General features: G+C 70.7%; 19 protein-coding genes. 7 read left to right on the forward strand and 12 right to left on the reverse strand.

Annotated features, from left to right (window positions below; genetic code table 11):
- Positions 1-88 precede the first annotated feature (88 nt).
- Both ACIHAA_RS12740 and ACIHAA_RS12745 read right to left on the reverse strand, forming a co-directional pair.
- Positions 89-337, reverse strand: a complete 249-nt coding sequence (locus ACIHAA_RS12740; RefSeq protein ID WP_399816154.1) for a hypothetical protein — start codon at positions 335-337, stop codon at positions 89-91.
- Positions 334-1,266, reverse strand: coding sequence for an SPFH domain-containing protein (locus ACIHAA_RS12745; RefSeq protein WP_399816156.1), 933 nt, complete (start codon positions 1,264-1,266; stop codon positions 334-336). Before ACIHAA_RS12745 ends, ACIHAA_RS12740 begins: the two co-directional genes overlap by 4 nt.
- 238 nt (positions 1,267-1,504) lie before the next feature.
- On the opposite strand from ACIHAA_RS12745, the gene ACIHAA_RS12750 reads away from it, so the two are divergent.
- Positions 1,505-3,895, forward strand: a complete 2,391-nt coding sequence (locus ACIHAA_RS12750) for a transglycosylase domain-containing protein (protein WP_399816158.1) — start codon at positions 1,505-1,507, stop codon at positions 3,893-3,895.
- A gap of 75 nt (positions 3,896-3,970) precedes the next feature.
- Here ACIHAA_RS12750 and ACIHAA_RS12755 read toward each other — a convergent pair whose 3' ends face one another.
- From ACIHAA_RS12755 to ACIHAA_RS12775, 5 genes are all read right to left on the reverse strand, one after another.
- Positions 3,971-5,434 (reverse strand): catalase, encoded by a 1,464-nt coding sequence (locus ACIHAA_RS12755; RefSeq protein ID WP_399816160.1) that lies wholly within the window; start codon positions 5,432-5,434, stop codon positions 3,971-3,973.
- Between the two features lie 149 nt (positions 5,435-5,583).
- Positions 5,584-7,716 (reverse strand): SpoIIE family protein phosphatase, encoded by a 2,133-nt coding sequence (locus ACIHAA_RS12760; protein WP_399816162.1) that lies wholly within the window; start codon positions 7,714-7,716, stop codon positions 5,584-5,586.
- 274 nt (positions 7,717-7,990) lie between these two features.
- Positions 7,991-8,683 (reverse strand): DUF402 domain-containing protein, encoded by a 693-nt coding sequence (locus tag ACIHAA_RS12765; protein WP_399816164.1) that lies wholly within the window; start codon positions 8,681-8,683, stop codon positions 7,991-7,993.
- A 243-nt stretch (positions 8,684-8,926) separates the two neighbouring features.
- A complete protein-coding gene (locus tag ACIHAA_RS12770; RefSeq protein WP_399816166.1) occupies positions 8,927-10,312 on the reverse strand; it encodes a class II fumarate hydratase in 1,386 nt (461 codons plus the stop codon).
- Positions 10,313-10,483: 171 nt separating this feature from the next.
- A complete protein-coding gene (locus tag ACIHAA_RS12775) occupies positions 10,484-12,160 on the reverse strand; it encodes a fumarate hydratase (RefSeq protein ID WP_399816168.1) in 1,677 nt (558 codons plus the stop codon).
- A 209-nt stretch (positions 12,161-12,369) separates the two neighbouring features.
- Here ACIHAA_RS12775 and ACIHAA_RS12780 point away from each other — a divergent pair, with 209 nt between their 5' ends.
- Positions 12,370-13,059 carry a DUF1707 domain-containing protein gene (locus ACIHAA_RS12780; RefSeq protein WP_399816170.1) on the forward strand — a complete coding sequence of 230 codons (690 nt, stop codon included), beginning with the start codon at positions 12,370-12,372 and terminating at the stop codon, positions 13,057-13,059.
- Positions 13,060-13,267: 208 nt separating this feature from the next.
- Positions 13,268-13,639 (forward strand): WhiB family transcriptional regulator, encoded by a 372-nt coding sequence (locus ACIHAA_RS12785; RefSeq protein ID WP_399816172.1) that lies wholly within the window; start codon positions 13,268-13,270, stop codon positions 13,637-13,639.
- A 166-nt stretch (positions 13,640-13,805) separates the two neighbouring features.
- Here the strand turns inward: ACIHAA_RS12785 and glpX are convergent, their stop codons facing one another.
- Positions 13,806-14,840: a class II fructose-bisphosphatase gene (gene glpX / locus ACIHAA_RS12790; protein ID WP_399816174.1), complete on the reverse strand. Its 1,035-nt coding sequence runs from the start codon at positions 14,838-14,840 to the stop codon at positions 13,806-13,808.
- A 125-nt stretch (positions 14,841-14,965) separates the two neighbouring features.
- Between glpX and ACIHAA_RS12795 the strand changes: the two genes are divergently transcribed.
- A complete protein-coding gene (locus ACIHAA_RS12795; RefSeq protein ID WP_399816176.1) occupies positions 14,966-15,487 on the forward strand; it encodes a DUF4245 domain-containing protein in 522 nt (173 codons plus the stop codon).
- Between the two features lie 149 nt (positions 15,488-15,636).
- Here ACIHAA_RS12795 and ACIHAA_RS12800 read toward each other — a convergent pair whose 3' ends face one another.
- From ACIHAA_RS12800 to xseA, 3 genes are all read right to left on the reverse strand, one after another.
- Positions 15,637-16,227 (reverse strand): malonic semialdehyde reductase, encoded by a 591-nt coding sequence (locus tag ACIHAA_RS12800; protein WP_399816178.1) that lies wholly within the window; start codon positions 16,225-16,227, stop codon positions 15,637-15,639.
- Between the two features lie 142 nt (positions 16,228-16,369).
- Positions 16,370-16,621, reverse strand: a complete 252-nt coding sequence (locus ACIHAA_RS12805) for an exodeoxyribonuclease VII small subunit (RefSeq protein WP_399816180.1) — start codon at positions 16,619-16,621, stop codon at positions 16,370-16,372.
- 10 nt (positions 16,622-16,631) lie between these two features.
- The gene (xseA, locus tag ACIHAA_RS12810; protein ID WP_399816182.1) at positions 16,632-17,855 is read right to left on the reverse strand and encodes an exodeoxyribonuclease VII large subunit; all 1,224 of its coding nucleotides are present in this window, start codon (positions 17,853-17,855) and stop codon (positions 16,632-16,634) included.
- A gap of 90 nt (positions 17,856-17,945) precedes the next feature.
- Between xseA and ACIHAA_RS12815 the strand changes: the two genes are divergently transcribed.
- Together ACIHAA_RS12815 and ppgK are read left to right on the forward strand one after the other, a co-directional pair.
- A complete protein-coding gene (locus ACIHAA_RS12815; RefSeq protein ID WP_399816184.1) occupies positions 17,946-18,977 on the forward strand; it encodes a 4-hydroxy-3-methylbut-2-enyl diphosphate reductase in 1,032 nt (343 codons plus the stop codon).
- Between the two features lie 140 nt (positions 18,978-19,117).
- Positions 19,118-19,864, forward strand: coding sequence for a polyphosphate--glucose phosphotransferase (gene ppgK / locus ACIHAA_RS12820; RefSeq protein ID WP_399816186.1), 747 nt, complete (start codon positions 19,118-19,120; stop codon positions 19,862-19,864).
- 86 nt (positions 19,865-19,950) lie between these two features.
- Here ppgK and ACIHAA_RS12825 read toward each other — a convergent pair whose 3' ends face one another.
- Positions 19,951-20,457, reverse strand: coding sequence for a DUF6542 domain-containing protein (locus ACIHAA_RS12825; RefSeq protein WP_399816188.1), 507 nt, complete (start codon positions 20,455-20,457; stop codon positions 19,951-19,953).
- 353 nt (positions 20,458-20,810) lie between these two features.
- Here ACIHAA_RS12825 and ychF point away from each other — a divergent pair, with 353 nt between their 5' ends.
- Positions 20,811-21,899: a redox-regulated ATPase YchF gene (ychF, locus tag ACIHAA_RS12830; protein WP_399816191.1), complete on the forward strand. Its 1,089-nt coding sequence runs from the start codon at positions 20,811-20,813 to the stop codon at positions 21,897-21,899.
- Positions 21,900-21,943 lie beyond the last annotated feature (44 nt).

Here is a 21,943-nt window from a genome sequence, read left to right on the forward strand (position 1 = left end):
TCCACACCGAACCGGAAGGCCCTCACCCGTTCAAGATCCCTCAGCCGAGACCTGGCTCACCCGTCCACAACCTCCCGGGACAGAACAGCTAGGCCTCCGGGTCGCCCGAGGCCGGTGGGCGGCCCCGGCGGGGGATCGGTCCGGCGCCGCCGGGCAGGCGGCCGGTCTCCGCGAGGGCGCGCCGCAGCAGGAACTCGATCTGGGCGTTGGCGGACCGCAGTTCGTCCGAGGCCCAGCGGGCCAGCGCCTCGTACACCGACGGGTCCAGCCGCAGCAGCACCTGCTTGCGCTGCTGCGGCCGGCGCTGGGGGGCGGGGCCCCCGGAGGAGGCCGTCACTGGTAGAGGGATCCCGTGTTGAGCACGGGCTGCGGTGCCCGGTCCCCGCACAGCACCACCATCAGGTTCGACACCATTGCTGCCTTCCGTTCCTCGTCCAGCTCCACGATGTCCTGCTCGGCGATCCGGGCGAGTGCCGCCTCCACCATCCCGACCGCGCCGTCCACGATCTGCCGCCGCGCGGCGACCACCGCGCCCGCCTGCTGTCGCTGGAGCATCGCGGAGGCGATCTCCGGAGCGTACGCGAGGTGCGTGAAGCGGGACTCGACGATCCGCACTCCGGCCGCCTCCACCCGGGCGTGCAGTTCGGCGGCGAGCTTCTCGGTGATCTCCTCGGCGTTGCCGCGCAGCGAGAGCCCGCCCTCCTCATGGGCGTCGTAGGGGTACTCGATGGCGATGTGCCGCACGGCGGCCTCGGTCTGGGTGGCGACGAACTCCAGGAAGTCGTCCACCTCGAAGGTGGCCTGCGCGGTGTCCTGGACCTTCCAGACCACCACCGCGGCCAGCTCGATCGGGTTGCCGTAGGCGTCGTTGACCTTGAGGACGGCGGTCTCGTGGTTGCGGACCCGGGTGGAGATCATGGAGCGGGAGGTGAAGGGGTTCACCCAGCGCAGCCCGTCCTGCCGGATCGTGCCGCGGTAGCGCCCGAAGAGCTGTACGACCCGGGCCTCACCCGGCGCCACCGTGTTCAGACCGCACATCGCGGTCACCGCCGCGATCGCGGTCAGGACGCCGACGGTGATCAGCGTGCCTCTGGCGCCGGACGACGTGACCGTCGAGCCCCAGGCCACCAGCCCCACCCCGAGCGCCAGCCCGGCCAGTCCGAGCAGCAGCGCGAGGCCGCCGCCGACGCTGTGCGCCGGGAACTCCCGTACGCGTGGGCTCGGCATCTCGGGTATGTCGGCGGCCGTGGCGTCTTGTGTCGACATGGGTGGTCTCCCCCGTTTCCTGATCTAGCTCTTCTCTAGCTAAGTGATATCACAATATCCGTGGTGACAACCTTCCAGCCCTCCTGATCGTCGGTTCCGGTGGGACAGGTGCTGATTGTCACGTCCGTAAAAGGGGGGATCGCCGCCCCTTTGTCTTAGGACGCGGTGCTAGCTTTCTGAGCTGACCTGAGCCACGTACCTGTGCGACAGCCGAGAAGGAAGCGGAGCGGATCGACTCATGGGACGAGCGGAAGAGAGACGGGCGCGGCAGCGCCAGGGCCGCCGCGCGGCGCCCCAGCGCTCGTCCGGGACGACGACCGACACCACCGCCGGCATACCGGGGGCCACCGCGAGTGCGGGCGCCCCGCCGGCCGGCGGCCGGGCCGCGGCGCGCGCCGCCCGGACCGCCAAGGGCGGCAAGGCCGGCAAGTCCGGGAAGAGCGGCATACGCAGGTTCTTCACCTGGAAGAAGGTCGTCGGCTCGCTGATCGGCCTGGTGCTGCTGGTCATGGGCGCCTTCGCGCTGCTCTACGCGATGACACCGATCCCGGCCGGGAACGCCACCGCCAAGCTCCAGAGCAATGTCTACAAGTACGACGACGGCACGATCCTCGCCCGCACCGGTGAGATCAACCGGGAGAGCGTCGACCTCGCCCAGGTGCCCAAGGCCGTCCAGCACACCTTTGTCGCCGCGGAGAACAAGACCTTCTACAACGACTCCGGCGTCGACCTGAGGGGCACCGCCCGCGGTCTGCTCAACACCGTCTCCGGCAAGGGCGCGCAGGGCGGTTCGACGATCACCCAGCAGTACGTCAAGAACTACTACCTGAACCAGAACCAGACCGTCACGCGCAAGCTGAAGGAACTGGTCATCTCGCTGAAGCTGGACCGCAAGAAGACCAAGGACTACATCCTTGCGGGCTACATCAACACCAGCTACTACGGCCGCGGCGCGTACGGCATCCAGGCCGCCGCGCAGGCGTACTACCGCAAGGACGCCAAGGACCTCACGGTGCAGGAGGGCGCCTACCTGGCCGCGCTGCTCCAGGCGCCGAACCAGTACGACTGGGCCATCGCCAGCGACACCGGCAAGAAGCTGGCGCAGGCCCGCTGGACCTACGTCCTGGACAACATGGTGCAGATGCACTGGCTCGACGCGGGCCAGCGCCAGTCCATGAAGTTCCCGGTGCCCAAGGCGCCCAAGGCCGCGCCCGGCATGGAGGGGCAGACCGGCTACCTGGTGGACGCGGCCAACGCGGAGCTGGAGAAGCAGCTCGTCGCCCAGGGCACCGCCTCCTCCCTCGGTGACGCGGAGGCGCTGGTCCGGGCGGGCGGCTGGACCATCACGGTGAACATCGACAAGAAGAAGCAGAAGGAGCTCGAGCAGGCGGTCAAGCAGCAGCTGACCAGCAAGCTCGATCCGCAGAAGCGCGCAGTCGACGCCAATGTCCAGCCGGGCGCCGTCTCGGTCGACCCCAAGACCGGCCGGGTGCTCGCCATGTACGGCGGTGTCGACTACTTCAAGCACTTCCGCAACAACGCCACCCGCCGCGACTACCAGCCCGCCTCCACCTTCAAGCCGGTGATCCTCGCGGCCGCCCTGGAGGAGCAGGCCAAGACGCAGGACGGCCGGGCGATCACCGCCAACACGATCTACGACGGCACGTCCCGCCGTCCGGTCCGGGGCAGCTCGATCCCCTTCGCCCCGCCGAACGAGGACGACCAGAGCTACAACGACATCACCGTCCAGACGGCGATGAACCAGTCGGTGAACTCGGTCTTCGCGCAGATGGGCGTCGATGTGGGCATGCCCGAGGTGCTGAAGGTCGCGAACACCCTCGGCATGGACACCAAGGACCTGCCCGCCGTTCCCGCGCAGACCCTCGGCAGCATGGGCGCCAGCCCGCTGGAGATGGCCGGCGTCTACGCGACCCTCGACAACCACGGCCGCAAGGTGACCCCGGCGATCCTGAAGTCCGCCGAGCACAAGGACCGTACGGTCGATCTGCCCGACCCGGTCGGCGGCCAGGCCATCAGCCGTACCGCCGCGGACACGGTCACCTCGGTGCTGACCGGTGTGGTCGACGACGGCACGGCCCGCTCCTCGGTCCGGGACAACCCGGCGCGCGAGGGGCAGCAGGTCGCGGGCAAGACCGGCACCTCCGACAACAACAAGTCGGCCTGGTTCACCGGCTACACCCCGGACCTGGTCACCTCGGTCGGCCTCTTCGGTGAGGCGAAGAACGGGAACCAGGTCGGCCTGGCGGGCGCCACGGGCCTCACCCGGAGCGGCGGCCGGATCGCCGGTGGCAGCTATCCGGCGCAGATCTGGGCCGCGTACACCTTCGCCGCGATGGGCGAGGTCAGCTCCTTCGACCTGGACACCACGCAGGGCGCGGCGGTCCAGCCCACCGAGAGCCCGAGCCCCTCGCTGTCGCCCAGTTCCAGCCCGTCGCCGACGCGGACCACGCAGAAGCCGACGACCCAGCCGCCGACCAGCTCGGCTCCGCCGAGCAGCCCGAGCCACTCGCCCAGCGAGTCGCCGACGACGACCGCGCCGACCACCCAGGCCCCGTCGCCACCGGTGAGCCCGGAGAACCCGTTCAACCCGGACAGGCAGCCGCAGTAGGCCCCAGCAGACGCAAGGAAACTGACACAGGAAGGGCGCCCGGTGCATCACCGGGCGCCCTTCCTGCGGGGTGCGTCAGCCGCCGTTGACGTTGTGGGCGATGCGGTCGCCGATCTCCTTGTCGATGTTGCGCCAGTACTGGAGCGCCCGGTCCAGGACCGGCCGGGACACGCCCTGGAGCAGGTGTCCGGTGACATTGGAGACCAGCCGGTCGCGGGCCGCCTCGTCCAGGACCTGGCGGACCATGGTGTGGGCCTGGCCGAAGTCGTCGTCCTCGCGGTGCAGCCGGTACGCCTCGCGCACCATCTCGCCCGCCGTCTCCCACCCGGCAGGGTCGCCGAACTGCTCCACGGCCGCGGCGGGGCCGCCGTAGGAGTTCGGTGCGTACACCCGCGCGGTGCGGGCGGGCTCGTAGCGCATCGGGCCGTCCTTGGCGTACGACCGTACGTCCACCCGCGGCCGGTTGGGCGGCAGCTGGGCGTAGTTCGGGCCGATGCGGTAGCGGTGCGTGTCCGGGTACGAGAAGAGCCGGCCGAGCAGCATCTTGTCCGGCGAGGGGCCGATGCCCGGCACCAGATTGGACGGCTCGAACGCGGCCTGCTCGATATGGATGAAGTAGTCCTCCGGGTTCTCGTTCAGGGTCATCCGGCCGACCTCGATCAGCGGGTAGTCGCCGTGCGGCCACACCTTGGTCAGGTCGAACGGGTTGAACCGGTAGTCCGGTGCGTCCGCGAACGGCATCACCTGCACATACATCGTCCAGGACGGGTGATCGCCGCGCTCGATGGCCTCGTAGAGGTCCCGGCGGTGCACATCGGCGTCCTTGCCGGCCAGCTCGTCGGCCTGCTCCTGGGTGAGGAAGTCGATGCCCTGGTCGGTCTTGATGTGGTACTTGACCCAGAACTTCTCGCCGCCGCCGTTGATCCACATGTAGGTGTGAGAGGAGTACCCGTTCATATTGCGGTACGTCTTCGGGATACCCCGGTCGCCCATCAGCCAGGTGACCATGTGTGCCGACTCGGGGGAGAGGGTCCAGAAGTCCCACTGCATGTCGTTGTTGCGCAGCCCGGTCATCGGGTGGCGCTTCTGGGAGCGGATGAAGTCCTGGAACTTCATCGGGTCGCGGACGAAGAAGATGGGGGTGTTGTTCCCCACCAGGTCGTAGTTGCCGTGTTCGGTGTAGAACTTGAGCGCGAAACCGCGGGGGTCGCGCCAGGTGTCGGGGGAGCCCAGCTCTCCGGCGACCGTGGAGAAGCGGGCGAGCATCGCGGTGCTTCTGCCGGGCTGGAAGAGATCGGCCTTGGTGAACTGACTCACGTCATTGGTGACGTCGAAGGTTCCGTACGCGCCACTGCCCTTGGCGTGCACCACCCGCTCGGGGACCCGTTCCCGGTTGAACTGGGCCATCTTCTCGATCAGGTAGTGGTCCTGGAGCAGGATCGGGCCGTTCGAACCGACGGTGAGCGAGTGTTCGTCGCTCTCCACCGGGATGCCCGCATTGGAGGTGGTGCGGGGAACCGACTGCGGTGCCTGGGTCACGAGCGTCCTCCCGTCGTGCTAAGGGGTCGGTCGGGTCGCTTCGGTCACCTTCGCAGTCAACTCCGCCGACGGGATGTCGGCAACATTTGGACGGGGTCCAATTCGAGCTTTCTTCCGGGCGGGGGTCCGGCCCCGGGCGGGGCCGGACCTCACCCCCGGCCCAGCTCGAACCAGACCACTTTTCCGGTGCTCAGCCGGGTCGCGCCCCAGCGCCGGGCCAGCCGGTTCACCAGATACAGCCCCCGGCCGCCCTCGTCCGTGGCCCGGGCCTGCCGCAGCCGCGGCAGCTGCGGAACGTCGTCACCGACCTCGCAGCGCAGCACATCGGTACGGAGCAGCCGCAGCGTGATGGGTCGTGACGCATAGCGCACCGCATTGGTCACCACCTCGCTGACCAGCAGCTCCACCGAGTCCGTCAGCTCCTCCAGGCCCCAGCGGGCGAGCGCCCGCCGGGCCAGCCGCCGGGCCCGGCCGGGGGCCGCGTCCTCGGGCTCCAGGAACCAGTACGCGACATCGCTGGGCGCGATCCCGTCGAAGCGGGCGGCGAGCAGCGCGATGTCGTCGTCCCGGTCGCCCGGGCCGAGCATGTCGAGCACCTCGTCGCAGAGCGCCTCCAGCGGCGGCGGATGGTCCGCGCCGGTGAGCCGGGCGGTCGCGGCGAGCTTCTCCCGCAGCTGTTCTATACCGGTCCACACGTCCCGCAGCCGGGACTCCACCAGACCGTCCGTGTACAGCAGCAGGGTCGCGCCCGCCGGTGCGTCCAGCTCCACCGCCTCGAAGTCCACCCCGCCCACGCCGATGGGGGCGCCCGCAGGCACCCGCAGCACCTGCGCCCGGCCGCCGAGGTGCAGCAGCACCGGCGGCGGATGGCCCGCGTTGGCGATGGTGATCCGGTGCGCGACCGGGTCGTAGACGGCGTAGAGACAGGTCGCCATGCGGTCGGTGCCGAGCCGCTGGGCCTGCTCGTCCAGATGGTGCAGCACCTCCTGCGGCGGCAGATCCAGCCCGGCGAGCGTCTGCGCCGTGGTCCGCAGCTGGCCCATGATCGCCGCGGAGGTCATGGAGTGGCCCATGACATCGCCCACCACCAGGGCCACCCGGCTGCCGGGCAGCGGAATGGCGTCGTACCAGTCGCCGCCCACCCGCGCGGTCTCGGCGGCCGGGAGATAGCGGGACGCGAGCCGTACACCGGTCGGGTTCGGCAGGGTCTCCGGCAGCATGGTCCGCTGGAGCTCGTCGGCGATGTACGCCTCACGGCCGTAGAGCACGGCCTTGTCGATGCCGAGCGCGCTGTGCGTGGCGAGCTGCGCGGCGACCAGCAGATCGTCCGGCTCGAAGGCGAGCCGTTCGGGGCGGCGCAGGAAGAGGGCGGCGCCGATGACCCGCCGCCGCCCCCGCAGCGGCGCCAGGATCGCGCGCTGGCCCGGCGGAATGGTGACTCCCTCGCCGAGCAGCTCCGGGAGCGCGGCCCGGGCGGCGGGCGCGTCCGCGAACACCGGCCGCACCCCGCGCAGCACCTCGGCGAGCGCACCGCCGGGCCGCACCTCGCACAGCTCGTTGCTCAGGTCCGCGACACCGGAGTTCTCCGGGACGGGCACCGGCAGGATGCCGTCCTCCAGGTCCCGGTCCCGGTCCTGCGGGATCCGGTCGGTGCGCCGCAGCCGCAGCACCAGGGGCCCCGTGGGCCGCTCGTCGCCCACGGGCAGCGGATCGCGCAGATAGACGAGGATCGCGTCCGAGAAGGTCGGCACGGTGGCCCGGCACAGGCCCATCACGATCTCGTCGAGGTCTATGCCGCGGGCGATCCGCCGGGTGGCGGCGCCCACGAAACGCAGCCGGTCGCCGTCGCGCCGCATCGGCATCGGTCCGTGCGGCGGGCCGTTCTGGCCGGTGCGCCGCTCCTTGCCGCCGGGAACGGCGGGCGCCCGGTCCTGGCCGGCACCCGGCTGGACCGGAATGGTGCCGTCCGAAGCGGGCCGCGGCCGGTGGGTGTCCGGCTCCTCGGCGGCGGGCTGGGAGTGCTCGGCGCCCTCCGCCGCGGGCAGCGGAGTGGGTGTACCGCCCTGGTTGCCCGCGGCGCCCTGCTGGGCGAGGGGCACCGGCACCGAGGAGGAGCCGGGCAGGCCGCCCGCCCGCGTCTGCGCGGGTAACGCCGGGGTGGCCGGCGCGGTGGGCAGCGGCTCCGGGGTACGCAGGAGCGCCCCGCGGGGGTCCGCGGGGCTCACGCCCGGCTGGGGGCGCTCATGGGAGGTCGGGTGCTCCGTCACGCGTGTCGAATCCATCCGTCCGGGGCTGCGCGCCGTGCGTGCAGTTCGTCCCGCCGAGAATCCGATACCCGGAATGCGTGCCCCAGGAACGGAATTCCCGCATGGTCACAGGCCGTCGCTGATCCACTCGACGGCCGAGCCGTCCCTGTGTGGCCCTCGTACCCCTCGCTCACGTCCTGCCGCCCCTCGGTGACGATCGGTCAAACCCAGCGCACATCGCGGGAGTTCCAGTGCTGTGCCCTTGCGGAGGACGATCCTACGGTTGTACCGCGGGGGCGCAACAAGGGTCTCATGTGGCCGTGCACACGGGCAGGCGGTCCCAGTCCTCCGGCAGCGACGGCACCGACCAGGACGGATCCGGACGCCAGTGCTGCCAGCCGTCCGAGAAGGGCGGCCCCCAGGCGCGGATCACCTCCACCGCGGACCGGCCCGCCTGCCGCACCCGGGCGGCGAGCCGGGCGTCCATCAGCCCGTCCCGCTGCGCCTGCGCGAACTCGTCCTCGTCGCGCCAGTCCCAGCTGCGGTCGGGGTAGACGCAGAGGTCCAGGAAGTGGTCCTCGGAGTCGACCCCGCCGGCCCAGCGCACCAGCGGCTCCTCCAGGTTCACGTACCAGTTCTTGAACCGCCAGCCCGGCTCCCAGAACAGCCACACCGACCAGGGCTCGCCGGGCCGGGCCAGCTTGAGCACTCCGGTGCCGCTCCAGCGGTCGAGCCGCACGGCCCGCGGCTTGGTGTAGCGGGACTCCAGCGGCTCGGCGTGCAGCGGTGTGCCGTCGGCGAGGACGGGCCTGACGCAGGGGGTGCCGGGGGCCATCCACACGGCGAGCAGTTCCTCGTCGTCCCGGACCACGGTGACGGGCCGCGCGATATGGAAGCGCGGCCCGGCGTTCTCGCGGTAGCGCCAGAGGATCCGGTCGCCCGGCGCCCAGTGTGTCGTCGACCCGCCTGCTTCCACTCGTCTCACCGCTCCACCGTCTGCCATGCACAGATATTAGGGCCCGGGGCATACGACGCCCCGGGGCCCCGTCCCGGTTCGCGTCGCGGCTGACCGGTCCGGGGCGCGGTCTCGGGGGCGGGGCAGGCGCGGCCTGGCGTGCGGGGCAGGCACGGCCCCAAGAGTGGGGCCGCGCGCCCCCAAGAGTGGGGGCGTGCGCCCTCAGGGGTGGGGGAGCGCGCCCTCAGGGGTGCGTCGGTCGCGTCCTGGTGAGGGGGCCGGGCGCCGTCGTCACGGCCGGGTCATCCGCAGGACGTCCAATGCCTCGTCAAGCTGTTCGAGGGTGAGGTCGCCGCGCTCCACATGGCCGGACTCCAGGACGACCTGACGGATCGTCTTGCGCTCCGCCAGCGCCTTCTTGGCGACCTTCGCGGCCGCCTCGTAGCCGATGTACCGGTTGAGCGGGGTGACGACGGAGGGCGAGGACTCGGCGTACTCACGGGCGCGTTCGCGGTGGGCGGCGATGCCGTCGACGGTACGGTCGGCCAGCAGCCGCGCGGCGTTGGCGAGCAGCCGGACCGACTCCAGCACGTTCTTCGCGAGGACCGGCATCATCACGTTGAGCTCGAAGGAGCCGGAGGCCCCCGCCGTGGTGATGGCCGTGTCGTTCCCGATGACCTGGGCGGCGACCATGAGGACGGCCTCGGGGATCACCGGGTTGACCTTGCCGGGCATGATCGAGGAACCCGGCTGGAGGTCCGGCAGGCTGATTTCGGCCAGACCGGTGCGCGGCCCGGAGGCCATCCAGCGCAGATCGTTGGAGATCTTGGTCAGGCTCACGGCGATGGTCCGCAGCTGCCCGCTGGTCTCGACGATCCCGTCCCGCGCGCCCTGCGCCTCGAAGTGGTTGCGGGCCTCGGTGAGCGGCAGCCCGGTGGCGCGGGCGACCTCGGCGATGACGGCGGCGGAGAAGCCGGGCGGGGTGTTGATACCGGTGCCCACCGCGGTGCCGCCCAGCGGCAGTTCGGCCAGGCGCGGCAGCGAAGCGTTCAGCCGTTCGATGCCATAGCGGATCTGGGCGGCGTACCCGCCGAACTCCTGGCCGAGGGTCACCGGGGTGGCGTCCATGAGATGGGTCCGCCCCGACTTCACGACATCGGCGAACTCCTCGGCCTTGCGCTCCAGGGCGGCCGCGAGATGGTCCAGGGCGGGCACGAGGTCGCGGCTGACGGCGGCGGTGGCCGCGATGTGCACCGAGGAGGGGAAGACGTCGTTGGACGACTGGGAGGCGTTCACCTGGTCGTTGGGGTGCACGTCCCGGCCGAGCCGCTCGCTCGCCAGGGTGGCGATGACCTCGTTGGCGTTCATGTTGGACGAGGTGCCGGACCCGGTCTGGAAGACGTCGACCGGGAACTGGTCGTCCCACCGGCCCTCGGCGACCTCGGCGGCGGCGTCCTGCACGGCCTCGGCGACGTCCTTGTCGAGCACGCCCAGCTCGGCGTTGACCTTGGCGGCGGCCCCCTTGATCCGGGCCAGCGCCTCGATGTGCGCGCGCTCGATCCGCTGCCCGGAGACGGGGAAGTTCTCCACCGCCCGCTGGGTCTGGGCGCGCCACTTGGCGTCGACGGGGACCTGAACCTCGCCCATGGAGTCGTGCTCGATGCGGTATTCGCTCATACCGGGTACAGCGCGCGGGGAGGGGCGGATGTTCCGGGGGGCGGGGCGAACGGCGGTATGGGGCGCGGGGCGACTGGCGGTACGGGGTGCGGGGCGACCTGCGGGGCGTACGGGGCCGCGGGGTGCGGGCGGGGGCGCCGGTGGATGGCGCGCCCCCGTCCGCCCGGAGGGCTACGCCAGGCCCGGGCCCCGCATCGGGATGCTGGTGAACGTCGGCTGCGGGGCGGGGTCCTTGAAGAAGTCGTTGCCCTTGTCGTCCACCACGACGAACGCGGGGAAGTCCTCGACCTCGATCTTCCAGACCGCCTCCATCCCCAGCTCCTCGTACTCGACGACCTCGACCTTCTTGATGCAGTCCTGGGCGAGGCGGGCGGCCGGGCCGCCGATCGAGCCGAGGTAGAAGCCGCCGTGCGAGGCGCACGCGTCGGTGACCTGCTTGCTGCGGTTGCCCTTGGCCAGCATCACCTTGGAGCCGCCCGCCGCCTGGAACTGCTCCACGTAGGAGTCCATCCGGCCGGCCGTCGTCGGGCCGAAGGAACCGGACGCGTAGCCCTCGGGGGTCTTGGCCGGGCCCGCGTAGTACACCGGGTGGTCCTTCAGGTACTGCGGCATCTCCTCGCCCGCGTCCAGCCGCTCCTTGATCTTGGCGTGGGCGATGTCCCGGGCCACGACCAGCGGGCCGGACAGCGACAGCCGGGTCTTCACCGGGTACTTGGTCAGCTCGGTGAGGATGGCGTCCATCGGCTGGTTCAGATCGATGCGCACCACGTCCGCGTCCTGGGCGTCCTGGGCCAGGTGCTCGTCCGTGGTCTCCGGCAGGAATCGAGCCGGGTCCGTCTCCAGCTGCTCCAGGAACACGCCCTCGGCCGTGATCTTCGCGACCGCCTGCCGGTCGGCCGAGCAGGAGACGGCGATGGCCACCGGGCAGGACGCGCCGTGCCGCGGCAGGCGCACCACGCGGACGTCGTGGCAGAAGTACTTGCCGCCGAACTGGGCGCCGATCCCGATCTTCTGCGTCAGCTCGAAGACCTTCTCCTCCAGCTCCTTGTCCCGGAAGCCGTGCCCCAGCTCGGAGCCCTCGGCGGGCAGCTCGTCCAGGTAGTGCGCGGAGGCGTACTTCGCGGTCTTCAGCGCGTACTCGGCGCTGGTGCCGCCCACGACGATCGCCAGGTGGTACGGCGGGCAGGCGGCCGTGCCCAGCGAACGGATCTTCTCCTCCAGGAACTTCATCATGGAGGCCTCGTTCAGAACGGCCTTGGTCTCCTGGTAGAGGAAGGACTTGTTGGCGCTGCCGCCGCCCTTCGCCATGAACAGGAACTTGTAGGCGCCGCCGTCCGTCGCGTACAGCTCGATCTGGGCCGGGAGGTTGGAGCCGGTGTTCTTCTCGTCCCACATGGTGAGCGGAGCCATCTGCGAGTAGCGCAGATTCAGCCGGGTGTAGGCGTCGTAGATGCCGTGGGAGAGGGCCTTCTCGTCCTCGCCCCCGGTCAGGACGTTCTGTCCGCGCTTGCCCATCACGATGGCCGTGCCGGTGTCCTGGCACATGGGAAGCACACCGGCCGCCGCGATGTTCGCGTTCTTCAGCAGGTCCAGCGCCACGAACTTGTCGTTCGCGGACGCCTCCGGGTCGTCGATGATGCGGCGCAGCTGGGCGAGGTGCGCGGGCCGCAGATAGTGCTGGATGTCGTGGATGGCCTCTTCGGCGAGCTTGCGCAGGGCCTCCGGCTCGACCTTGAGGAACGTACGGCCGTCGGCCTCGAAGGTGGAGACACCCTCGGAGGTCACCAGCCGGTAGGGGGTGGTGTCCTCTCCCTGGGGGAGCAGATCGGTGTACGCGAACTCAGGCATCTCAGCCCATTCCTCACTCGGCAGATGGTGCCCGCCTCCATTGGCGGCGTGGACCAGCGTAGGACCTGCGGTGCGCGGTGGCTTTGTGAGGTAAGGCTCAGTAGGTCCGGACAGGCCCCGACCGGCCCGGACGTCGGGTCCGCAACGGTTTTCCCCAGGACGGCGACAGGGGGTAGTCGCGATCTATCGCGTTTGGGTACGCTGCTGCCGTGGACCTTCAGAAGCAGACCGCGCCGCCCGCCGCCGAGCTGCGCGCCTCGGACGCCGACCGTGACCGCATCGCCGACATGCTGCGCGACGCCCTCGCCGAGGGCCGCCTGACCGCGGACGAGCACGCCGAGCGCGTCGAGGGAGTGCTGAACGCGAAGACGGTCGGCGAGCTGGAGGTCTTCGTACGGGACCTGCCCGCCGCCCACCCGGGACGCCCGGCCCCCGCGTACACCTCCGCGCCGCACCGCCCGGCCGGTTCCGGACCGCTGCCGCCCGTGGCCGAGGAGAGCGTGGTGGCGGTCTTCAGCTCCTCGGTGCGCAGGGGCCGCTGGCGGGCCGGGCGACACCTGAGGGTCTACTCGGTGTTCGGCAGCGTGACCATCGACCTCAGCGAGGCGATCTTCGAGTACCAGCAGGTCGTGATCAAGGCGGTCTCGGTCTTCGGCGATGTGCAGATCCGCGTCCCGGAGAACGTGTCGCTGCGCGGCACCGGCGGCGGGATCCTCGGGAATTTCGAGGTGCGGGCGCTGGACTCGGCGGAGCCGCAGGCGCCCGTGGTCCAGGTCGACGGCTGGGCGGTCCTGGGCAATGTCGAGGCCCGTCCCCGGCGGGGCAAGGTGGTCGCGGACATACTCGACCGGGTCTCGGGCAAGGTGGACCGGGCCCTGCGCAGGCATCTGGACCGCTGACGGGGTCGTGGCGGGGGTGTGGGGGGCTGTGGCGGGGGTCGCTGACGGCCGCGGACTCCGCTGCTCTCCCGCGCCGTCCGTCCCGTATCGGCGGCCCCAACAGCCCCTGGCGTGACAGCAGTTCGGAACTCAGTGCATAGGCGCGCGTACAGCGGGTAGGCCTTGCTGCATCGTCTCTCGCTCGCGAAGCCGTCGTCAGGAGTAGACCGTGCTGCAACCGCCGCATTCGTCCTTGCAGGTCGCTGACGTTCCGACCCAGCGGGTACCAGTGCACGACAGGGACCAGGACGCCCCGTGGCACACGGAGGCGGTGTGCCGGCGGGACGAGGCCGGCCTGTTCTTCGCCCCCTCCAAGGAACCCACCGCGGCCCGGCTGTCCCGCGAGGAGGCGGCCAAACGCGTCTGCGCGCGCTGCCCGGTGATGGTGGAGTGCCGGGAGCACGCACTGCTCCAGCCCGAGCCCTACGGCGTCTGGGGCGGCCTCACCGCCGCCGAGCGCCGCGTGGTGCTGGCCCGGCGGCGCCGTCGCGAGATGGAGCTGAAGAAGGCCTCGCGGGGGACGATAGCCGCGGCGGGCTGAGCGGGCCTCGTCGGATCGACGATCTACGACAAGGGGCGCGCTCTCCGCACAGAGCGCGCCCTTCCGTAGGCCTCTCGCCTCAGTGGGCTCGGATTCGGGCCTCTCGCCTCAGTGGGCCCGGATCCAGGCCGCTTGCCTCGGCGGGTCCGGCTTCCCGGTCGCCCGGCTACTTGGCGCGGTCGAAGTCGATCGCGCTGTAGGCCCGCAGCTTGCTCAGCCGGTGCACCGACTCGATCTGGCGGACCGTTCCTGACTTGGAGCGCATCACGATGGAGTCGGTGGTGGCCGTCTCCGAGCGGTAGCGCACACCGCGCAGCAGCTCGCCGTCCGTGATGCCGGTGGCGACGAAGAAGACGTTCTCCCCGGAGACGAGGTCGTCCGTGGTGAGCACCCGGTCGAGGTCGTGCCCCGCGTCCAGGGCCCGCTGGCGCTCCTCGTCGTCCTTGGGCCACAGCTTGCCCTGGATGGTGCCGCCCAGGCACTTCACGGCGCACGCGGAGATGATGCCCTCCGGGGTGCCGCCGACGCCCAGCAGCAGATCGACGCCGGTGCCCTCGCGCAGCGTGAGGATCGAGCCCGCGACATCACCGTCCGAGATCAGCTTGATGCGCGCGCCGGTCTCCCGGACCTCCTTGATGAGGCCCTCGTGGCGCGGCCGGTCGAGGATGACGACGGTGACGTCCTCGGGCGCGGAGCGCTTGGCCTTGGCGACCCGCCGGATGTTCACCGAGGCCGGGGCGTTGATGTCGACGTAGTCCGCCGCCTCGGGACCGGTGACCAGCTTGTCCATGTAGAAGACCGCGGACGGGTCGAACATCGTGCCGCGGTCGGCGGCGGCCAGCACCGCGATCGCGTTCGGCATGCCCTTGGCGGTGAGTGTGGTGCCGTCGATCGGGTCCACGGCGATGTCGCACTCCGGGCCGGTCCCGTCGCCGACCCGCTCCCCGTTGAAGAGCATCGGGGCCTCGTCCTTCTCACCTTCACCGATGACGACGACGCCGTTCATCGACACGGTTTGGACAAGGGCGCGCATGGCGCGGACCGCGGCACCGTCGGCGCCGTTCTTCTCGCCGCGGCCGACCCAGCGGCCCGCGGCCATGGCGGCGGCCTCGGTGACCCGGACCAGCTCCAGGGCGAGGTTCCGGTCCGGAGCCTCGGAGGGGACTTCGAGCTCGGACGGCAGATGATGATTCTCGGTCATCGGAGCGCACCTTTCTGATACGGCGACGGCCGGATGAGGGTATGAGCCGACTCTATCGTTAGGCAGACAAAATGAGCAGGGGGCCCCACGGATGAGCGGACGCCACACCTGCGACGATAGGGGGCGTGGCAGGTACGAAAGGCAAGCAGCAGACGGTCCGGGACATGATTCTCTCCCTGGGCCTCATCGGGCTGGCAGCGGGTGTCATCTATCTCTTCATCCCCCATGACGACCGCGCCCCCGACCTCAAGCGTGTGGACTACCGCGTCGAGCTCCTCACGGCCCGCCGCGCCGCGGCCTACCCGGTGGCGGCCCCCGAGGGCCTGTCCGACAGCTGGAAGGCCACCTCGGTGCGCTACCAGGGAGATCCCTACAGCGCCTGGCACCTCGGCTTCCAGGACCCCGAGGGCCAGTACGTGGCGGTCGAGCAGTCGACGCAGAAGGCGGCCGACTTCATCGACGACGCCAGCCAGGGCGCGCACGGCACCAAGGCCACCCAGGACATCGGCGGGCAGACCTGGCAGCGCTACTCGGGCGGCCGCTACGACGCGCTCGTCCTCAAGGACAAGGGTTCCACGACCGTGGTCGCGGGCACCGCGTCGTTCGCCCAGCTGACGAAGATGGCGGAAGCACTGCGGATGGGCTGAGGCCGCCCCGCAGCGGATGGGCTGAGGCCGCCCGGGGTCCGGTTCGGAGGGCGGGCCCCGGCCCCGTGCATGTGTGAAGGGCCCCCGGCGTCTTCGGCGGGGGCCCTTCACACGCATGAGAGGGACCGGACCTGGTCCGCTCCCGGCTGTCAGACCGTGGTCACGACCTCGTCGTACTCCAGCCGCGGGGAGCGCGGGTGCCAGGCGTCCTCGCCCGGCCTGCCGATGTTGACGACCATCAGCGGGGTGTGGTCGTCGTCCAGGAACTCCTTGCGCACGCCCTCGAAGTCCAGACCCGTCATCGGGCCCGCGGCGAGACCGGCGGCGCGGACGCCGACGATGAAGTACGCGGCCTGGAGGGCGGCGTTGAGCCGGGCGCTGTTCTCCCGTGCCGGGCGGGCGGCGAAGACGGTGTCCTTGGCCTGGGGGAAGTGCGGGAAGAGCTGGGGCAGCTCCTCGTGGAACTCGTTGTCCGCCGAGAGGATCGCGACCAGCGGTGCCGTGGCGGTCTTGTCCCGGTTGCCCTGCGCCATGTGCCGGACGAGGCGCTCGCGGGCCTCGGGGGAGCGGACCAGGGTGATGCGCAGCGGCGACTGGTTCATGGACGTCGGACCGTACTTGACCAGGTCGTAGATGGCCTGGACCTGCGCGTCGGTCACCGGCTCGTCGGTGAAGGTGTTGGCGGTGCGAGCCTCCCGGAACAGCAGGTCCTGGGCGGCGGGGTCAAGAACGAGGGACATGAAAGGGGACTTCCTCAAGCTCATGATGGCGCTGGATCCCGAGGGGTCGGGATCGTCTTGCGTGGTGACGGTAACCCCATAGAGGTTCAATGTTCAACTAAATAGGTGCGAGGTGATCGGCCTCACACGGGTGAGGGCGGTCTCAGTCGCCGCGGCCGGGGCCCTCCGCACCCCCGCCCCCCGCCTCCTCGCGCTCCTCGGCCAGCGCGGCGTCCAGCCGCCTGCGGGCGCCCTCCAGCCAGGTCCGGCACACCTTGGCCAGCTCCTCGCCGCGCTCCCACAGCGCCAGGGACTCCTCCAGGGTCGTGCCGCCCGCCTCCAGGCGCCGTACGACCTCGATCAACTCGTCCCGTGCCTGCTCGTACCCGAGCGTCTCGTCCGTCGTACCGGTCATACCGCCCACCCTAAGATCCCTCACTGTCCGCCACGGCCCGTACCGTGAACTCGCCCTCGGCCACCCGCGCCCGCAGCGCCTCGCCCGCCGCCGCCTCGTCCGGCGACCTGACCACATGCCCGTCGGCCTTCTGGAGCACCGCGTATCCCCGCCGCAGTGTCGCGGCCGGCGACAGGGCCACCACCCGCGCATGCGTGTGCGCCAGCTCCGAATCGGCACGGTCCAGCAGATGCCGCAGCGTGCGCCTGCCACGGTCCGCCAGCGAGGCAATCAGCTCCGCCCGCTCGTCGACCATGCGGTGCGGGTCCTCCATGCAGGGGCGCGCCAGCGCATGCGCGAGCCCCCGCTCCTCGCGTTCGACGAGCGCCCCCACGCACCGCCGCGCGCGGTCCCGCAGAGCCTCCACCCGCTGCATCTCCTCGCCCACGTCCGGCACGACCCGCTTGGCCGCGTCGGTCGGGGTGGAGGCGCGCAGATCGGCGACATGGTCGAGCAGCGGATTGTCCGGTTCATGGCCGATCGCCGACACCACGGGCGTACGGCAGGCCGCCACCGCCCGGACCAGCTGCTCGTCGGAGAACGGCAGCAGGTCCTCCACGCTGCCGCCGCCGCGTGCCACGACGATCACATCGACGTCCTCCCTGGCGTCCAGCTCCTCGACGGCCTGGACGACCTGGGGCACGGCGTGCACCCCCTGCACGGCGACATTGCGCACCTCGAAGCGGACGGCGGGCCAGCGGTGCCGCGCGTTCTCCAGCACATCCCGCTCGGCCGCCGAGGCGCGCCCGCACACCAGTCCGATCAGCTGCGGCAGGAACGGCAGCGGCTTCTTGCGCTCGGGCGCGAAGAGCCCCTCGGCGGCCAGGGTTTTCTTCAGCTGCTCCAGCCGCGCGAGCAGCTCGCCGACGCCCACCGGACGTATCTCGACGGCACGCAGCGACAGCTGGCCCCGTGGCGCGTACCACTCCGGTTTGGCGTGCACCACCACCCGGGCGCCCTCGCGCACCACATCGGCGACCGCGTCGAACACCTGGCGGTAGCAGGTGACGGCGACGGAGATGTCGTAGGACGGGTCCCGCAGCGTCATGAAGACGACCCCGGCGCCGGGCCGCCGCGACAGCTGGGTGATCTGCCCCTCGACCCACACCGCCCCGAGCCGGTCGATCCAGCCCCCGATGAGCCGCGAGACCTCGCCGACCGGCAGCGGTGACTCAGCGGATGTGTTCACAGCCATGCGCCGAGCGTAACGGGCGGGTACGACAACGCCGGTCGGCACAACCTCTCCCCAGGGAGGCGATCTGCGGGCCCCGGGCACGGCCTTACGATGGTGCGCATGACCGCTTCGTCTGGCCGCCGTGTCCTGCTCGCCGCCCCCCGGGGCTACTGCGCGGGCGTCGACCGTGCCGTGATCGCCGTCGAGAAGGCCCTGGAGCAGTACGGGGCCCCGATCTACGTCCGCCACGAGATCGTGCACAACAAATACGTCGTGCAGACCCTGGAGAAGAAGGGCGCGATCTTCGTCGAGCGCACGGAGGAGGTGCCGCCGGGCAACATCGTCATGTTCTCCGCCCACGGCGTCGCCCCCACCGTCCACGAAGAGGCCCGGCAGGGCCGCCTCGCCACCATCGACGCGACCTGCCCCCTGGTCACCAAGGTCCACAAGGAAGCGGTCCGCTTCGCCAATGACGACTTCGACATCCTCCTGATCGGCCATGAGGGCCACGAGGAGGTCATCGGCACCTCCGGCGAGGCCCCGGACCACATCCAGCTCGTGGACGGCCCCGAGGACGTCGCGAAGGTCGAGGTGCGCGACCCCTCCCGGGTCGTCTGGCTGTCGCAGACCACGCTCTCGGTCGACGAGACGATGGAGACGGTCGACGCCCTCAAGGAGAAGTTCCCGCAGCTGATCTCCCCGCCCAGCGACGACATCTGCTACGCCACCCAGAACCGCCAGCTCGCCGTGAAGCAGATGGGCGCGGAGGCGGACCTGGTGATCGTGGTCGGCTCCCGGAACTCCTCGAACTCCAAGCGGCTGGTCGAGGTCGCCAAGATCGCGGGCGCCCGTGCCGCGTACCTGGTGGACTTCGCCGACGAGATCGAGGAGAACTGGCTGGAGGGCGTCTCCACGGTCGGCGTGACCTCCGGTGCCTCCGTCCCCGAGGTCCTGGTCGAGCAGGTCCTCCAGTGGCTCACGGAGCACGGCTTCGAGGACGTCGAGATCGTCAAGGCGGCCGAGGAGTCCATCACCTTCTCACTGCCCAAGGAGCTGCGCCGCGACCTGCGCGAGGAGGCGGACACCCTGGGCACGGAGCGCACGGAGCCGACGGGGCGCACGGAGCGTACCGAGGGCGAGTGACCTGAGGCCCGGAGCGTCCGATCCCCGGCAGGGACCGACGCGAGTCCTCCGGCTGCCCTGCTCCCCGGCTCCTGGCTCTCCCCGGCCGGGGACAGTCGGCCGAGGGGAGCCGGCCGGTCTCAGGACGTACCGTGGTGCCCATGCAGATCTTCGGCGTGGACATCGGCGGATCCGGAATCAAGGGCGCTCCCGTGGACCTGGACCGGGGCGAACTCGCGGAGGAGCGCTTCAAGGTGCTCACCCCGCATCCGGCGACCCCTGAGGCCGTCGCCGACGGGGTGAAGGAGGTCGTCGGCCACTACGGCTGGACCGGCCCGGTCGGCATCACCTTCCCCGGCGTGGTCACCGGGGGCTCCACCATCCGCACGGCGGCCAATGTCGACAAGAAGTGGATCGACACCGACGCCCGCGCCCTGTTCGGCGAGCGCCTGGGCGGCCTGCCCGTGACCGTGCTCAACGACGCGGACGCGGCCGGTGTGGCCGAGATGCGCTTCGGCGCGGGCCGTGACCGCAAGGGCACGGTCATCGTGCTCACCCTCGGCACCGGCATCGGCAGCGCCCTCTTCGTCGACGGCACCCTCGTACCCAACACCGAGCTGGGCCACCTCGAACTGAACGGCCACGACGCGGAGAAGCGCGCCTCCACCAAGGCCAAGGACGACAACGAGCTGACCTGGGAGCACTGGGCGCACCGGGTGCAGAAGTACCTCGCCCATGTGGAGATGCTGTTCTCCCCGGAGCTGTTCGTCATCGGCGGTGGCGTCAGCCGCAAGTCCCACAAGTTCCTGCCCCTGATCGAGGACATCAAGGCGGAGATCGTCCCCGCCCAGCTCCAGAACAACGCGGGCATCGTGGGCGCGGCCATGCGGGCGGGAGACTCCGCCTAGCACTCAGTACGCCGACGCCCGGGGCCCTGGTACGTCGTAGGGCCGTAGAGCCTCGCTACGACGTACCAGGGCTCCGGCTCCGCCCCTCACACCGCTGCCCTACGGCGTTGCGCGATCCGTCGGCGCATCATGCTGACCCGGCGGACGGTCGCGATGACACCCGCGACGAGGGTGCCGCCGTAGAGCCAGCCCGCCTGGGTGGCGAGCGCGGTGACCAGCCCCACCAGATGTCCGCCCACGCCCCCGGAGCCGTCCGCGAGGGCGAGCAGGCCCACGGTGAAGGCGATCGGCACCACGACCGGGGCGATCACCAGGTCCCCGCCCCGCACCCACAGCGCGGTCAGCGCGCTCACGGGCAGGAACAGCACGCCGTAGAAGGTGAGGGACGAGCCGAACAGCAACTGGTCCAGGGCCCCGAGCAGCAGCATCACGGCCCCGCAGAACAGCCCTCCGCCGAGACCGGTGAGCCGGGGGTTGGGAAGCCGCCGCACGGGCCGGTCGCCCGTCGGCGCGGTCCGTCGCGCAGCGGCGGCGAGCCGACGGGGCGCGCCGGACCGGCCGGACGGCCGTGCGCCGGCGGGACGGCCGGGCACCTCGGCCTTCTCGGGCCGCCCGGGAGCGCCGGAAGGGAAGGGCCGGGCAGCCGCGCCCGGCGGCATCGCCGGGGATCCGCCCCGTCTGCCCTGGGGAGGCAGGGGTGCGCCGCGTCGCGGTCCGTACTGCGGGGGTCGCGTCCTGTGTTGCTCCACTGGACCAACTTAGGTCGGTTTATGTGCGGAATGGCCTCTCAGACACGCCGGAGTCACGAGCTTGGCCAAGCGTTCGATACGTCGCCGGGGCAGGGCCCGGTACGCCGTAGACTGGTGGATCGGCCCGCGCACTCTCCTGACGGACCCGGGCCCCACCGCCCAGTCCAGCTCCACTCTCACGTACGGGAAGTCGCAACGTGTCGCTCACGATCGGAATCGTCGGTCTGCCCAACGTCGGCAAGTCGACCCTGTTCAACGCCCTGACCAAGAACGACGTGCTGGCGGCCAACTACCCGTTCGCCACGATCGAGCCGAACGTCGGCGTCGTGGGCGTACCGGACCCCCGCCTGGCCAAGCTGGCCGAGATCTTCAAGTCGGAGCGGGTCCTGCCCGCCACCGTGGACTTCGTCGACATCGCGGGCATCGTGCGCGGTGCGAGCGAGGGCGAGGGCCTCGGCAACAAGTTCCTCGCGAACATCCGCGAGTCGGATGCGATCTGCCAGGTCATCCGCGCCTTCAAGGACGAGAACGTCGTGCACGTGGACGGCAAGGTCTCGCCGAAGGACGACATCGAGACGATCAACACCGAGCTGATCCTCGCGGACCTCCAGACGATCGAGAAGGTCCTGCCGCGCCTCCAGAAGGAGTCGCGGATCAAGAAGGACGTCGCCCCGAAGGTGAAGGCCGTCGAGGAGGCGAAGGAGATCCTGGAGAAGGGCGACACGCTCTTCGCGCACGGCATCGTCCAGGGCAGCGAGCGCGCGGAGCTGCTGCACGACCTGCACCTCCTCACCACCAAGCCCTTCCTCTACGTCTTCAACGTCGACGAGGACGAGCTGACGGACGACGCCTTCAAGAACGACCAGCGCGCCCTGGTCGCCCCGGCCGAGGCGATCTTCCTGAACGCCAAGCTGGAGGCGGACCTCGCCGAGCTGGACGAGGACGAGGCCCTGGAGCTCCTCCAGTCGGTCGGCCAGGACGAACCGGGCCTCGCCACCCTCGCCCACGTCGGCTTCAACACCCTCGGCCTCCAGACCTACCTCACGGCAGGCCCCAAGGAGTCCCGCGCCTGGACCATCAAGAAGGGCGCCACGGCCCCCGAGGCAGCCGGTGTCATCCACACCGACTTCCAGAAGGGCTTCATCAAGGCAGAGGTCATCTCCTTCGACGACCTGGTCACCACAGGCTCCGTGGCCGACGCCCGCGCAGCAGGCAAGGCCCGCATGGAGGGCAAGGAGTATGTGATGCAGGACGGCGACGTGGTGGAGTTCCGCTTCAACGTCTGAGCGCATAACACCACGTTGCTGACGTGGTAAACATGCAGGTCAGA

Source organism: Streptomyces sp. NPDC052040 (assembly GCF_044548405.1).
Classification (GTDB): domain Bacteria; phylum Actinomycetota; class Actinomycetes; order Streptomycetales; family Streptomycetaceae; genus Streptomyces.

Bases quoted from the DNA above. Each gene is read 5' to 3' on its own strand.
- ACIHAA_RS12765 (WP_399816164.1), bottom strand. From the start codon at position 8,683: ATGGCAGACGGTGGAGCGGTGAGACGAGTGGAAGCAGGCGGGTCGACG.
- ACIHAA_RS12775 (WP_399816168.1), bottom strand. From the start codon at position 12,160: ATGCCTGAGTTCGCGTACACCGATCTGCTCCCCCAGGGAGAGGACACC.
- xseA (WP_399816182.1), bottom strand. From the start codon at position 17,855: ATGGCTGTGAACACATCCGCTGAGTCACCGCTGCCGGTCGGCGAGGTC.
- ACIHAA_RS12760 (WP_399816162.1), bottom strand. From the start codon at position 7,716: ATGGATTCGACACGCGTGACGGAGCACCCGACCTCCCATGAGCGCCCC.
- ACIHAA_RS12815 (WP_399816184.1), top strand. From the start codon at position 17,946: ATGGTGCGCATGACCGCTTCGTCTGGCCGCCGTGTCCTGCTCGCCGCC.
- ppgK (WP_399816186.1), top strand. From the start codon at position 19,118: ATGCAGATCTTCGGCGTGGACATCGGCGGATCCGGAATCAAGGGCGCT.
- ACIHAA_RS12750 (WP_399816158.1), top strand. From the start codon at position 1,505: ATGGGACGAGCGGAAGAGAGACGGGCGCGGCAGCGCCAGGGCCGCCGC.
- ACIHAA_RS12770 (WP_399816166.1), bottom strand. From the start codon at position 10,312: ATGAGCGAATACCGCATCGAGCACGACTCCATGGGCGAGGTTCAGGTC.
- ACIHAA_RS12805 (WP_399816180.1), bottom strand. From the start codon at position 16,621: ATGACCGGTACGACGGACGAGACGCTCGGGTACGAGCAGGCACGGGAC.
- ACIHAA_RS12800 (WP_399816178.1), bottom strand. From the start codon at position 16,227: ATGTCCCTCGTTCTTGACCCCGCCGCCCAGGACCTGCTGTTCCGGGAG.
- glpX (WP_399816174.1), bottom strand. From the start codon at position 14,840: ATGACCGAGAATCATCATCTGCCGTCCGAGCTCGAAGTCCCCTCCGAG.
- ACIHAA_RS12745 (WP_399816156.1), bottom strand. From the start codon at position 1,266: ATGTCGACACAAGACGCCACGGCCGCCGACATACCCGAGATGCCGAGC.